This is a genomic window from Gemmatimonadota bacterium (genome assembly GCA_016719105.1).
Lineage (GTDB): Bacteria > Gemmatimonadota > Gemmatimonadetes > Gemmatimonadales > Gemmatimonadaceae > SCN-70-22.
In genome coordinates, this window is sequence record JADKAQ010000046.1 from 104,761 (window position 1) to 118,746 (window position 13,986).

General features: G+C 65.8%; 9 protein-coding genes. All 9 read right to left on the reverse strand.

Annotated elements, in window-relative coordinates; all coding sequences use genetic code 11:
- Window position 1: 1 nt before the first annotated feature.
- Window positions 2–1,036, reverse strand: coding sequence for a LacI family DNA-binding transcriptional regulator (locus IPN47_24680; GenBank protein ID MBK9411171.1), 1,035 nt, complete (start codon window positions 1,034–1,036; stop codon window positions 2–4).
- A gap of 275 nt (window positions 1,037–1,311) precedes the next feature.
- On the reverse strand, window positions 1,312–2,028 hold the full coding sequence (locus IPN47_24685; GenBank protein MBK9411172.1) for a sulfoxide reductase heme-binding subunit YedZ: 717 nt from the start codon (window positions 2,026–2,028) through the stop codon (window positions 1,312–1,314).
- Window positions 2,029–2,168: 140 nt separating this feature from the next.
- Entirely contained in the window at window positions 2,169–3,119 is a 951-nt protein-coding gene (msrP, locus tag IPN47_24690; protein MBK9411173.1) for a protein-methionine-sulfoxide reductase catalytic subunit MsrP, read from the reverse strand.
- Window positions 3,120–3,364: 245 nt separating this feature from the next.
- Window positions 3,365–5,728 (reverse strand): DPP IV N-terminal domain-containing protein, encoded by a 2,364-nt coding sequence (locus tag IPN47_24695; GenBank protein MBK9411174.1) that lies wholly within the window; start codon window positions 5,726–5,728, stop codon window positions 3,365–3,367.
- Window positions 5,729–5,941: 213 nt separating this feature from the next.
- Window positions 5,942–7,867 carry a DPP IV N-terminal domain-containing protein gene (locus IPN47_24700; protein ID MBK9411175.1) on the reverse strand — a complete coding sequence of 642 codons (1,926 nt, stop codon included), beginning with the start codon at window positions 7,865–7,867 and terminating at the stop codon, window positions 5,942–5,944.
- 12 nt (window positions 7,868–7,879) lie between these two features.
- Entirely contained in the window at window positions 7,880–8,377 is a 498-nt protein-coding gene (locus IPN47_24705; GenBank protein ID MBK9411176.1) for a hypothetical protein, read from the reverse strand.
- A gap of 84 nt (window positions 8,378–8,461) precedes the next feature.
- On the reverse strand, window positions 8,462–9,211 hold the full coding sequence (locus IPN47_24710; protein MBK9411177.1) for a carboxypeptidase regulatory-like domain-containing protein: 750 nt from the start codon (window positions 9,209–9,211) through the stop codon (window positions 8,462–8,464).
- An 87-nt stretch (window positions 9,212–9,298) separates the two neighbouring features.
- A complete protein-coding gene (locus tag IPN47_24715) occupies window positions 9,299–10,609 on the reverse strand; it encodes a RagB/SusD family nutrient uptake outer membrane protein (GenBank protein ID MBK9411178.1) in 1,311 nt (436 codons plus the stop codon).
- Window positions 10,610–10,620: 11 nt separating this feature from the next.
- Entirely contained in the window at window positions 10,621–13,521 is a 2,901-nt protein-coding gene (locus IPN47_24720; protein MBK9411179.1) for a TonB-dependent receptor, read from the reverse strand.
- Window positions 13,522–13,986: the final 465 nt, after the last annotated feature.

Genomic DNA, 13,986 nt, shown 5'->3' on the forward strand with positions numbered 1-13,986 from the left:
CTCATGCGGCCTCCGGAACCACCGCGGTCGTACCGCGGGCGACGAGTCGGACGGGGAGCGGGCGCGTCGGGCGCACCGCCGCACCTGCGGAGTCGCCCGCCAGCTGCCGGATGAGCAATCGTGCGGCCCGGGCCCCCATCTCGCGCGCCGGGATGGCAATCGTCGTGAGTTCCGGCGTCACGAGCTGCGCCAGCTCGATGTCGTCGCACCCGACGATCGACAGGTCACGTGGGACCACGACCTTGGCCATGGCGCACGCCTTGAGCGCACCGATGGCCACGAGGTCGTTGGCGCAGAAGACCGCCGTCGGGCGGGGCCGGAGCGCCAGGATCGCGCGCATCGCCTGCATCCCCCCCGCCACCGTCGCGGGGGCCCGACGCCAGGCCGCCGAGTCGATCGCCATGCCGGCACCGCGCACCGTGCGCGTGAAGCCACGCTCGCGCAACCTGAACGCACTCGCGTCGACCGCCGGGCCTATGAAGGCGAGGCGTCGATGACCGAGCGAGAGCACGTGCCGAGCCGCGAGCTCGCCCGCCTGCTCCGCATCGCTGACGATTGCCGGGTAGTCGTCGAGCGATTCGTCGACGAGGACCACGTTCATCCCCGCGAGGGATTCGGCAGAGAGCGCCGCCGCACCGACCGCGTCCAGGATCACGCCATCGATCTGGCGCGACTTGAGCGCGTCGAGGTGCTGCTCCGCGGAGGTCTCGCCAGCCTCGCACAGGAAGACCGCGTACCCTTCCCGGGATGCGACCTTCTCGGCGCCGCTCACCACCGCGGCGAAGAACGGGTTGCCGAGGTCGGGGACCACGACCCCCAAGGCGAAGGAGCGGCGCCTGACCAACCCCTGCGCGAGGATGTTCGGGCGATACCCCAGCTCCTCGGCGGCGCGCATCACGCGAGCCCGAGTCTCCGCCGACACTCGGGCCTTCGGATTGCCCGAAAGTACGAGGGAGACGGTCGGCTGCGAGACTCCGGCGCGCGCGGCAACGTCGTGCGCGGTCGCGCGGGCGGTTGGTTTCGGCGTTGGATTCACGGGGTGCTAATACGTATTAGCACAACCGTTCTGTCAAGATCTTGTAGAGTGCCGAGTGAGGTGCTGAAAAGTCGCTGTCAATCGGCGACGGTCACGGAACCCCTGACGTCGGAGGGGACTCGCGACGGGACCTCAAGTACTTTCTCGCCTTCGGAATGGGCCGTTGAAGCGGATTGTACCGGCGCTTCTAGCTCGGCTGCAGGCAACAGTTTCGCTCACGTGACCGACATGAATGGCGCCACTAACAGGTATTCGTGGCGCCATCAACGCGATAGTTAGAGATCCTCTTGCTGTACCGAATCGCGAGACACCTTCCGCCCGCTCCGGGACGCCCAGACCCGCCATCCGAGCAGGAGCGCGAAGACGATCCCGAAGATGGCGGGCTCCGTGATGTCCTTCTTCACCGACATCCAGTAGTGCACAAGCCCCAGCACGGCGCTGGCGTAGACCGCTCGGTGCAGCGCGTTCCACCGCCGATTCCCCAGGCGCCGGATCCACCCCTTGGTGGACGTCACGGCGAGTGGAAGCATGAGCGCCAGCGCCGTCATCCCGATGGTGATGTAGAGGCGCTTCGCCACGTCCTCGATCATGTCACTCCACGTCAGCTCGACGTCGAGCACGCCGTAGATCGCCAGGTGCGTGCATGCGTAGAAGAAGGCGAAGAGCCCCAGCGTCCGGCGGTAGCGGATCAACCAGCCCTTCTCGAGGAGCCGCACGGCCGGGGTCACGGCAAGCGACAGCGCCAGGAATCGAAGCGCCCACTTCCCGGTGAAGTGCTCCGCCTCCTTGATGGGGTTGGAGCCCAGATAGCGCGTCCCCTGGAAGAAGTCGCTGGCGATGGCTCCCGCCACGTAGACGAACGGGACGAGCGCGAGCGCGAAGACGAGCGCCGGGAGCCAACGCGGCGATTTGCTACGGTCCGCACGCTTTCGATCACGCCCCCCGCGTCGGGCCGGGCTATCGTGTTCATTGGGGGGGGCCCCCCGCGTCACGTCAGCCGACGTCACGACCACCTCGACTCGGCAACGTCACGCCAGGGGTCGGCACCCGCCGCCATGCCCACCGCCCCCCTCGCTTCCCCCTTCGCTGCCCGCCTCGCGCCAGCCGAACGCGCCACGCCGTCGCCGGCACCCTAGTACGACTTCCGCAGGTCCATCCCGCTGTACATCGACGCCACCTGCTGCGCGTACCCGTTGAACATCAACGTGTCACGACGGCGGAACTCCCCGATGCGGCGCTCCTTGCCCTGCGACCAGCGCGGATGATCGACCTCGGGATTCACGTTGGCGAAGAAGCCGTACTCGCTGGGATTCGCCACGCTCCACGCCGTCCTCGGCATCGTATCCGTGAAGCGGATCTTCACGATCGACTTGCAGCTCTTGAAGCCGTACTTCCAGGGGATCACGTGGCGCAGCGGCGCCCCGTTCTGGTTGGGCAGCATCTTCCCGTACACCCCGACGGCAAACAGGGTCAGCGGGTTCATCGCTTCGTCCATGCGCAGCCCCTCGACGTAGGGCCACTCCAGTACCGGCGAGCGCTGCCCCGGCATCTGCTGCGGATCGAGCAGGGTGGTGAACTCGACGTACTTCGCCGAGCCTAACGGCTGCATCCGCTTCACGAAGTCGGCCATGGGAAAGCCCAGCCACGGGATCACCATCGACCACGCCTCCACGCACCGGTGCCGATAGATGCGCTCCTCGAGCTTATGCGGCTTGAGGAAGTCGTCGAGGTTGTAGCTCCCCGGCTTGGCCACCATCCCCTCGACCTTCACCGTCCACGGCTTGGCCTTGAACTTCTTCGCGTTCTCCGCCGGGTCGGCCTTGTCGGTACCGAACTCGTAGAAGTTGTTGTAGGTCGTCACGTCCTCCCACGGCGTCAGCTCCGGCTTGAGCTCCGCTCCGCCGATCGTGGTCCCCTGCTGCGCCGGCTGCGCCCCCGCCCGCGTGGCCCCCAGCGCCATCCCCGCCACTCCGAGGCCGATCAGCCCCGCCTCCTTGAGGAACTGACGCCGATTCTCGTACTGCGCTTCGCTCGTGATCTCGGAGGAGCGAATCGGGTGCTCGGGCGTGATGCGAATCAGCATGAGGGGGCCGACGGGTGAGAAGGAGAGGGGGACGCCGCATCGTGGCGGCAATCGGATGTAGTACGGCAGCGGCCATCCGGTTCCTGAGAGTATACGCCCACGAGCGCCGGTCGGTTCTCCCGACCTGCCGACCCCGGGCCCTTCGAGCCAGACCGGGACGGCGACGCAAGCGCGCGAGGGCCCGGCGTTCCTCCCCGGCGAGCCCTCGCGTTCTTCCCGTCATCCCGCCCTCTCCCCTTCCGCCCCTACGGCGTGGGACGCTTGATCTCGAACCCCGCCGGAGGCTCCGCTCCCATCAGGTTCCGCACGAAGTAGTCCCACGTCCGCCGCACCATGTAGGGCTCCCCCGCGAAACCGTGGTTGCGGTTGGGCATCACCAACAGGTCGAAGTCCTTGTTGGCCTTGATCAACTCGTCAATGACGAGCTGCGTCGCCACGGGATGCACGTTGTCGTCGAGCGTTCCATAGGCCAGCAACAGCCGCCCCTGCAGGTTCTTCGCCTTTCGCCAGTTGGATTGCGAATCGAACGAGTCGGTGCTGTCACTCAACTTCTTGAGCAACCCCTGGTACTTCTCCCCCCACGTGAAGTCGTAGCTCCGGTTGTCGTGATTCCCGGCGCTCGACACCGCCACCTTGAAGAAATCCGGGTACGTGAGGATGGCGTCGGTCGACGAGAATCCCCCGCCCGAGTGCCCGAAGATCCCAACCTTGTCGAGGTCGATCTGCGGGATGCGGCCGGCGAGCTGCTTGATCGCCGTCACCTGGTCGGGGATCCCGTTGTCGGTCATGTTGCCGTAGTACGCGTCGTGGAACGGCTTCGAACGCCCGGGCGTCCCCATGGCATCGACCTGCACGACGTAGAAGCCGAGTTCGGAGAGCGCGGCCCCGTTGCTGGCCGAGCGCCCGGCAAACTGCCGCGAGCCGACCGACCCCACCTGCGGTCCCGGGTAGATGTAGTCGATGATGGGATGGCGTGTCGTCGAATCGACGTGCCGGGGGCGCCAGAGCAACCCGCGCAGCTCGGTCACCCCGTCGCGCGCCCGCGCGGTGAACGACTGCGGGGGACGCCACCCCGCCGCCACCAGGCGGGAGATGTCGGCCGCTTGCAGCTGCTTGACCACCGTGCCATCGATGCGGCGCAGGATCGTCACCGACGGCTGGTCGGGACGGGCCACGTTATCCACCACGAACTTCCCGCCAGGCGCAACGCTGATGTCATGGTCCGCGTCCTCGGGGGTCAGGAGCTGCACCGCCGACCCATCGAGTTTGGCGCGATACAGGTGGCGAAAGTACGGGTCGCGCCCAGGCTCGCGTCCGACCGCCGTGAAGTAGGCCCACCGCATCGTCTCGTCGATCCACAGCAGGTCGGCGACCAGCCAGTCGCCACTCGTGATGCGGTGCTTGATCGCACCGGTCGAAGCGTCGACCAGGTAGAGGTGCCCCCACCCGTCTCGCTCCGACCACCACACGACCTCGTTGCCGCCGGCGAGCGGTCGCCAGTTGGGGACGCCGCCGGAGAACTGGTTGGTCTCGACGTAGGTCTTGCCGCTCTCCTTGAGGATCGCGCGCGCCGAACCTGACGATGGATCGGCGCTCACCAGCGTGAGTTCATGGTTGCCGCGCTTGGGAGCCGTGAAGAAGAGCCGGTCGCCCGTCGGCCCCCACTTCACGTCCTTCAGCACCGTGTCGGTCGTGAACCAGCAACACGTCGTGTTCACCGCATCCATCGTCGGCCAGCCGATCTTGACCCCCTTCCCCGACGTGACGTCGAAGACGTGCAGGTCGAAGCGCGGGATCACCGAATCCCCGGGCAATGCATAACGATAGGAGTGCAGCACCGGGCCGGGATTCTTCGTCTCCAGCAGGTGCATCAGCCGCACGTTCCGCTGGTCGAACTTCGTCGTCACCAGGCGCTTCGAGTCGGGCGACCACGACAGGATGGGGCGAAGCTCCGTGCGATTGCGCGTCACCGTCACCTGCGTGCAGCAGCCGATGTTCGCGAGCCCGTATCCCCAGTCGCCATTCCCATCCGTGGTGAACTGCCGCTCCTCCCCACCGGCGATCGCGCGCACGAACAGGTTTCCGCCGCGCTCGAAGGCGACCCACTTCCCGTCCGGCGACTTCACCTCGTTCGGTCGATCGACGGGAAGCGTGTCAGGCCCCGTGCACGCATAGGTCGTCACATCGCACGTCCAGCTCCTCTTTCGCGCGACGCTGAAGCGTATCGCGCGCTCACCGTCGACCCAGGCAATGCCCTGGAAGGGGAGCTTGGTGGCGTCGTACGTGGTGTCGGCCGCCAGCGAAAGCGCGGAGGCCAGGCGCACGTGGTCAAAGGCAGGGCGCCTGACGCCAGTCGCCATATCGACCACGAGGAACTCCCACCCCTTCGCGCTGCGATTGCGGTACCAGAAACGATCGCCTGGCAGCCACCGCGGTCGCACGGCATCGTCGACGATGAGGTCCTGCACGTTCCAGGGGAGGAGCTGCTCGGCCCGCGCGTAGTCGCCGCGAGTGGGTTGTGCAGTCGCGCGGTGCGGCACCCCGGCCGTCGCCAGCGCTGCGATGACCAGGGCGATGCCAGGCGTCAGGCGTGGAGTACGATGTGGCATGGTGGGAATGGAGTGGAGGAACTCGTCAGGCACTGCACGGAACTTCGTGGTGGTCTGGCACCCGACACTTCGTCGTAAGGCACGACCGATGCACCGAACCCCAATGGGAAACCCCGGACAGCTCGCGCTCCCCGGGGCCCCCACTCGTCCCCAGCCTTCGCAGGGACATGCGTCTCGTCTTCCCGTCTTCCCGTCTTCCCGTCTTTCGCCGTCTTACCAGGAGATCAGGAACGGCTTCCAGTACGGGAATCCGTCGTCGAAGTCATCCCACGCCGGTCCCTGCCCGCCCTGCCCGCGGCTCCACGGATCGTCCGGCTGCTTGATCTCGTAGTTGTCGGGCGGGGTGAGCCCCAGCAGGTGCTGGACGAAGTAGTCCCAGCGACGGCGGATGAAGTACGGCTCGTTGAGCCCGTGGTTCCGGTTGGGCGCCCACACCGTCTCGAACGCCTTGTTGGCCTTGATCAACTCGTCGATCACCTGCACGGTGTTGGCCGGGTGCACGTTGTCGTCCATGTCGCCGTGCATCAGGAGCAACTTCCCCTTCAGGTTCTTCGCCATCGTCTTGTTGGCCGACGTCTCGAAGTTGTCGGTCTTGCGCAGCGTGTCCTTCTTCATGAGCCCCTGGTACTTCTCGGCCCAGTAGATGTTGTACGTGCGGTTGTCGTGGTTGCCGGCGCCGCTCACCGCCACCTTGAAGAAGTCGGGATAGCGGAACATCGCGTCGGTCGAGGCAAAACCGCCGCCCGAGTGGCCGAAGATCCCCACCTTGTCGGTGTCGATGAACGAGTACTTCGCCCCTAACTGTTTGATGGCCGTGATGTGATCGGGGAGGCCGTTGTCACCAAAGTTGCCGTAGTAGTTGTCGTGGAAGACCTTGGAACGGAGCGGCGTGCCGAGGTGATCGAGCTGGATCACGACGAAGCCCAACTCGGCAAGCGCCATGGGCTCACCGCCGTTCTTGAAGTTCCACGCCCCAACCGAGCCAACCTGCGGCCCCGGGTAGATGTGCGAGATGATCGGGTACTTCTTCGTCGAGTCGATGTTGGGCGGGAGGTACAGCAGGCCATAGATGTCGGTGACACCGTCACGCGCCTTGACGCTGAAGACCTGCGCCGGACGCCAGCCGATCCCCTTCAGGCGCGACACGTCCCCTTCCTCCAGCTTGCGAATGATCGCGCCGGTTGTCGCGTTGCGTAGCACCGCCACCGGTGCGCTCTCGACGCGTGAGTACGTGTCGACGAAGTACTTCCCGCTCGGGCTGAAGCTGATCACGTGGTGCCCATCTTCGGGCGTCAGGAGCGTAAGCCCCGCGCCGTCGTAGCTGGTGCGATACAGCTTGGGATAGTAGAGGAAGCCGTCGCGACCACGCCCGGTGAAATAGACCTGTTTCGCCGTTTCATCGACATACGAGATCTGCCCCACCTGCCACGGACCGCTCGTGAGCTGCGCCTTGGGCTCGGGAGCGAGCGACATGCCACCGTCGCCATCCGACGCTGCGACATTCGCGACCCCGGCCCCGTCAAAGCGGTACAGGTGTCCCCAACCGTCGCGCTCGGACCACCAGAACGCGTCCTTCAGGTCCTTCGTCACATAGAACGACCCCGGATCCTGCGGATTCGAGATCTCCACATACGTCTTGCCGGTGTCGCGGGCGACGATGCGCGTGGCCCCGGTCGACGCGTCGACTTCGGCGAGGTAGGCAGCCTTGGAACCGCGCATCAGCCACGAGAGGTGCACCTTTTGCGAGTTCTCGGCCCATGCCGAGTCACGGACCGAGCCGCCGAGCGAGAGGTTGTTCGGACGCACGGGGAGCTGGGCGACCACGTTGGCCTTGCTCGCCACGTCCACGATGTGCACGCGCGGATACGGCACCGCCGAATCGCCGGGGAGCGCGTAGGGCTGCGAGTAGTGCTTGGGGCGCTGCGGCGTATACGAGATGTAGTGCATGTGCTCGACGTAGCGCTCGTCCTGCCGCATCACCGCGAGCTTCCTGCTATCAGGCGACCAGCGGAGTTGCGGGCGCTGCGGCTGCGGGCGCTGGAGCTGGCTGGGTCGCGGCATGGTCGTGCCGTAGCTGTTGTACGCCACGCCATCCGTCGTGAGCTGTACCGAGTCCTTCTTGGTGGCCCGGTTTCGCACCCACACGTTGTGCTACGAAATGAAGGCCTCGAGCTTCTTGTCGGGCGACGCCACAAACGGCACCTCGCTCGGCAACGTGTCCCCGGCCACGCACTTGTAGGTGGTGATGTTGCACGAGAACCGCTTGCGCACCGCGCTGAACTCGATCTCGTTCTCGTTGTCGCCGTCGTTGCCGAAGCGGAAGGTCGCGAACGGAAGCTTGTTCCCGTCGAACGCCGTATCGGCGGCGGTCGTCATCGCCTGCGCCAGCTTCACGTGGTCGAACAGGAGGCGCCGCGCATTGACCACGGGGTCGATGAGGACGAACTCGGCCCCGTTCGCCGTCTTGTTGCGGTACCAGAAACGGTTGCCGTCCTTGAGCCACTGCGGCTGCACCTGGTCGCCGCTCATCAGGCGATCGGTGTTCCAGTTGAGCAACTGCTCGGCACGAGAGTAGGTGACCTGCGCCGCGAGCGGTCCCGCGACGAGCAGGAGCGCCGGCACGGCGAGTCGGACGACTCTGGGGGGCATGGGGGTGTCTCCGAGTGAGGGCAATGCCACTACGCGACGGCGCCGCGCTCCGTTGCCGCGCGCGCCGGGTACCTCTTTGGTGCGCTACGGGACGACGCGGAGGGTCGCCCGCATCGCGGGTTGATTGTACTTGCACTGGTAGGCGTGCAACCCAGGGATCGTCGCCACCCAGATGTACGACTGCGTCTTCTGCAGGTCGCCGGAGTCGTTCCACGGGCCGCCGGTCACCGTGTGGATCTTGAGCCCCACGTTGTACCAGCAGACGATCGTCCCCAGCTTCACCACCGTCTCGCCGTTCTCGGCGCCGTCGGGCTGGAGCTGGTAGAAGTCATCGCCGCAGTAGATCTCGACCTGATTCTGGGCGAAGGTGCCGCGCTGGATGCGCACGGTGAGCTGCGTCGCCTTTCCCGCCTGCACCGTGAACTTCATGGGATGCTGGTACGGCTCGGGGACGATCGCCTGTCCCGCCGCCTGAAAGCGCACCTGATAGTCACCCGCCGGCATGTCGGTGAACTTGAACTTGCCGCTCGCATCGGGGGTGACCGTCTGTCCCACATGTTGTCCGTTGGGATACATGAGGATGAGGGTTCCGAAGTTCCCCTGCGGCGCCCCCTGCACGTCGGTGACGATCCCTTCCACCATGCCTAACGAAGTAGGCGGCGCGATCACCCCGCCCCCGTCGCCCCCGCATCCCTCGGTGCCGATCGCGAGAACGGCCACGGATACGCCCAGCACGCGCACGAACTCCCGGCGTGTGCACGCATCGTGCGCCGCGCCGGGAGTGCTCGGCCGCACACGTCCCGCGGCCAGATCGTTGTCGTCAGCTGCATTCATCGGTTGTGTCCTTCCGACCACGGGGCGGATGGTGCGACGGGGAACGGAGCGTCGCCGCTCGTTCCCCGTCCAAGTCCCACCCTGGAATCAGGAGATCTTCGGGCAGGTCGCTTCCCCATCCTTCATGCTCGGATTCGCCAGGATCTCGTTCCGCGACAGCGGGAGCATCGTGGCGCGCCCTGTTCCCAGTACCGTTCCCACCAGGTTGAAGCGGTGCAGGTCGTACGCACGGAAACCTTCCACGAACAGCACGGCCAGACGCTCGTTGAGCAGCGCGTTCTGCGCCGCGGCCGCCGTGGTCGGCACGGGGATCGCCGCGAGTCCCACGGAGGTGCGCGACCCGTTGAGCTTCGCAGCCATGCTCGTGTAGTCACCCTTCCGCATGTAGACCTCGGCGGCAATGAGGTCCATTTCCCTGGCGCTCACCATCGGTTGATCGGCTCCGCGATCGCTGTACTTGGTGATGCCGAAGTACGCGAAGCGATTGTTGACGCCGAGTTCACCCGTCTTGCGCGTCACGGCCATGCGCGGATCCGGCTTGGCCGCATCGAACCAGTCGGCGAGGTAGCCGGTGCTGTACGTCGCACCGAATGTCCCCAGCACGCGCGTGTGGTACATGCGGCGAAGTCCACCGGACCGGTTGCGGTTCTGGTGGAACTGGTTGCCAGTCCAGCTCTGTCGTACTGCCTCGGCATCGGCATACACCGCGTTCTTCACGAAGCCCGCGGGAACGGCCTGTGCGTCGGCGAGCGCCGCGTCGTAGTTCCCTGCGTACAGATTGGCTCGTGCACGGCTCGCCCGGATCGTCGGCACCCAGACAGCCTGATCGGCCGCCGGGAGTCCGTTGGCCAGCGTGAGCGCCGCCGTCAATTTCGTCACGGCCTGCGGGAAGAAGGCCGTGTTGGGCGACCGCGCACCGCCCTGCGTGAGCGGGCCTTCGCAGAAAGACATGCCCAGAAAGAGATCGGCGAAGCCGTCCACCCACGAGACCTGCGTGAGCAACGGGCTTGTGTTGGCCGACGCTCCCAGGACCGTCTTGATGCGATCCGACGCCGCCTGCGCGGCGTATCGGGCTCGAAGCACGGCATCCTGCGGCCCGGAGAACGTCCCGGTCGTGGGCCAGTCGCCACGCAGGCGCCCTTCCGAGATGTCTTCCCACTCGACCCACGTCGACGTGGACTCCACCTCGTCGCCGAGCAGCGAGTTCATCACGACCACGTCGTCGATCGACTGCTGCAGCGACCCTTCGGCGCCATCGGCGACGTTCTTGATGATCACCGGGTCATTCAGGTCCCCGTCACCGAACGCCTGCGGATCTTCCACGTCGAAGACGCCGCTGCACCCGGCCGCCAGGACCGCTGCCGTCAGGAGACGGCCCAACTGTCTGAAGCGAATCATGGGTGTCATGGTTAGAACCTCGTGCGAATCTGGAGTCGGTACTGGCGGGGCGACGGCTGCGCCAGGAAGCCTGAACCGATCGTGAACGAATCGGCGCCGGCCCAGTTCATGTTGGGATCGACGCAGTTGCAGTCGTCCCACCACATCAGGTTCTGCCCGGCGAGCGAGACGCTGGTGCGCCCCGTCTTCAACATCGTGCTGAGGCGCTCCGGCACCTGCCACGTGAGCGACAACTCGCGGATACGGACATTGTCGCGCTTGTCGAAGTGCGTGAGGATCGACGACCACTGGAAGATCGAGTCCGACTTGAACGTCCGCTCGCCATTCGGGCCGAGCGCGCCGAGGTACTCGTCGGAACCACCCTGACGGATGCGATACGGACGGTCGCCGTTGTTGAACCAGGCGCCGCGCTCCATGGAAAGCAGGCCGTAAAGCGACAGCGACTTATAGCGAATGGTGTTCGACCACGAGCCGTTGAACGTCGGCAGCGGCGGGCCAAAGTACTCCTGCGCCGTGGTCCGCGTCGTCGTCGGGCAGCCATAGCTATTCACGGGCGCCAGCCCGCCGCAGTTGGCGCCGGTCGTCACCACGCTATAGCCGTTCGGCTTCTGGCCCCACACACCCTGTACAGGGTAGCCCACGCGCACCGCGTTGCCGGCGAGAGTGACACCGCCCAGGTCGAGAACCTTGTTCTTGTTGCCATCGGCGTTGATACCGGTCGTCCAGTCGAACTTCGCGCGACTGATCACGAGATACTTGATCGACGCCTCCCATCCGCGATTCTCCATGGCGCCGATGTTCACTCGCTGCGCCTGATTGAAGCCCTGCGACGGGGCGAAAAACTTCGGAACGATGGCGTCCTCGGTCTTCGAGTAGTACTGCGATGCCTCGATACCCACACGATCCTGCCACAGGCCCAGCTCGAAGCCGAACTCGCGCTCGGTCGTGAGCTCAGGCCTGAGATTCACGTTGCCGGGATTGAGCGGCACGATCCCGGGGACGCTCTCATAGACCGGCTGCGACCCGTAGCTCTGGAACGAGTCGAACGGCCCAGGCATCTTCCCCGCCTTGCCGATGGCTCCGCGAACGCGAAACGCGCTGAACACGTTCGGCAGCAACCCCTCGTGCTTGGACAGATCGTACGACACGTCGGCCTTGGGGTACTTCTGGAAGCCGTAGTCAGCGCCGAATGCCGAATTGCCGTCCATGCGCAAGCCGAGCGTGACAAAGAGGCGATCGTTCCAGGCAAAGCGGTTCTGCGCCAGGAGGCCGAGGTTGATTATCTCGGTGAACGCCTCCCCGCCGGAGGTCAGCGCGGCAGCCGCCACGGTCGAGACACCCGGGCCCGGGAAGTTGTTGCCGACGGCAATGTTGAGCCGCTGTGACTCCCAGAAGCCCTGCCCGCCGAACGAGAGGTTCGACTCAACGTTGAACGGGAGCTTGTAGTTGAGCGTCCCGAGGTAGTCGACCGTCGTCGTGCGATAGTTGCGAAGCCCGATGTTGCGCTGCCCGTTGGTCACGCCGGCCGGGCCAAAGAGGCCGGCATACGGGAAGAAGCGCGACTTCTGCTCGTTCACGGCGTCGGTGCCAAGGATGACGCGATGCGTGAAGTTCGGGTTGAAGGCGTACGAGAGCGTCACGCCGCCGGTCCAGCGGTCGGCGTCGCTCTTGGTCTCCATCGACTGGATGTCCTTCACCGGCACCCAGGCCTCGCCGTAGGGCCGCGTAGCCGACGCGGTGCGTGGGTTGCCGTTCATCGCGTTGCCTAACAACGCCGTCCAGTTGTTGCCGGCCTGCAACTCGTTGATGACGTTGCGGGTGTACGCCGAGCGCACTTCGACCGTCCACTTGTCGGTGGGGACGAAGGTGACATTGGCGCGCAGGTTCCCCTTCACCTGGTCGTTGGGCTGGATCGAACCCACTTCCTTGGAGCCTAACGCCGACACGAAATACGTCGAGCGCGTCGTCCCGCCCTGTCCGCTGACGTCGAAGGAGCTGAATGGCCCGTTCTCGATGAGGCCGTTGGCGTCCTTCGCGCGCGTTCCATCCGGCCCGGTAAAGCGGGGGAAGGTCTTGGTCGGCAGGTTCTCGCGTAGGCGGTTGTAGCCAGTGCCCAGCCCGAGGTTCCACTGCGTGCGTCCTTCACCACGGCCCTTCTTGGTGAAGACCTGGATGACGCCGTTGGTGGCTTCTGATCCATACAGCGTCGCGGCCGCGGCGCCCTTGAGCACCTCGACACGCTCGATGTCGTTCGGATTGAGGTCACTCAAGCGGTCGGCCGAGTTGCCACCGGAGAACGAGCAGCAGGCGGTCGCCGCCATGCCCGTCGCCGTGGTCCACTCGGTCCCGCGCGAGTCGACGCGCACACCGTCGATATAGATGACGGGACGCTGGTTGAGCGAGAAGGAGGACACACCGCGAATGCGGAGGTCCTGTCCGCCGCCTACACCACCGCCCACGCCGACCGAGCGCACGCCGGTGACCTTGTTGGCCAGCACTTGCGTGAAGTTCGTGACCGGCATGATGTCCTGTTGCGCCGCCACGTCCATCGTGCCGATCGAAGCGCCCATCTTTCGCTTCTCGACGGCGCCACCGGTCCCGGTGACGACGACCTGCTGCAGTTCGACCGCCGACGCCGCGATGGCGAAGTTCAGCTTCAACGTATCGTTTGCCGCGATGGTCACGGTCTGCGCTTCCGGACGGAAACCGATGCGCGTCACGCGCACGGTGCGCTGTCCCGTCGGAATGCCGCGGACGAAGTAACGCCCGTTGTCATCCGAATTGGCGCCGAGCGAGGCTTCGCCCACAACCTGCACGCGCGCGCCGTTGATCGGCGCGCCCGAGGCGCGATCGGTGACGACACCACTGAGCATGCCCGTCCCCTGGGCCTGCGCGAGTGTCGGAGTGAGCACGGCGGCAATCGCCAACAACCACGTGCGTGCGCGAGATGCGCCTGGTGAACGAGATCTGTGCATGGGGCCTCCGATGCGGAAGGAAAGCGGCCAGAACTACGCTTCCACCACCAGCTCGCGAGTCCGCGGTCGAAGCGGGGGCACTTCGGGGGCCGCGGCACCGCGTTTGGTGCATGGAAGATTGCATACAATCGCCGTGCGACCTCGGCGGGTCAATCGCCCCCGGACGGATTTCGAAAGAAAGGGATGAAGGGCTCGTGACATAGGACCGGAGGACCAATCGTTCATCGGGCCGATGACAAGTCGAGCGGCGGCCGTGCCACGCGCCCGCGCGCACGCCTCGCGCGCGCGCGTCCTCGACATGCGCATGCCGGTGCCGATGATCATCGGCTAGAATTGGAGGCACCGCGTTGTTCGCCCGGTGGTATCGATTTCAGCAGGCGCCTTGCGCCTGCGCCATCACCA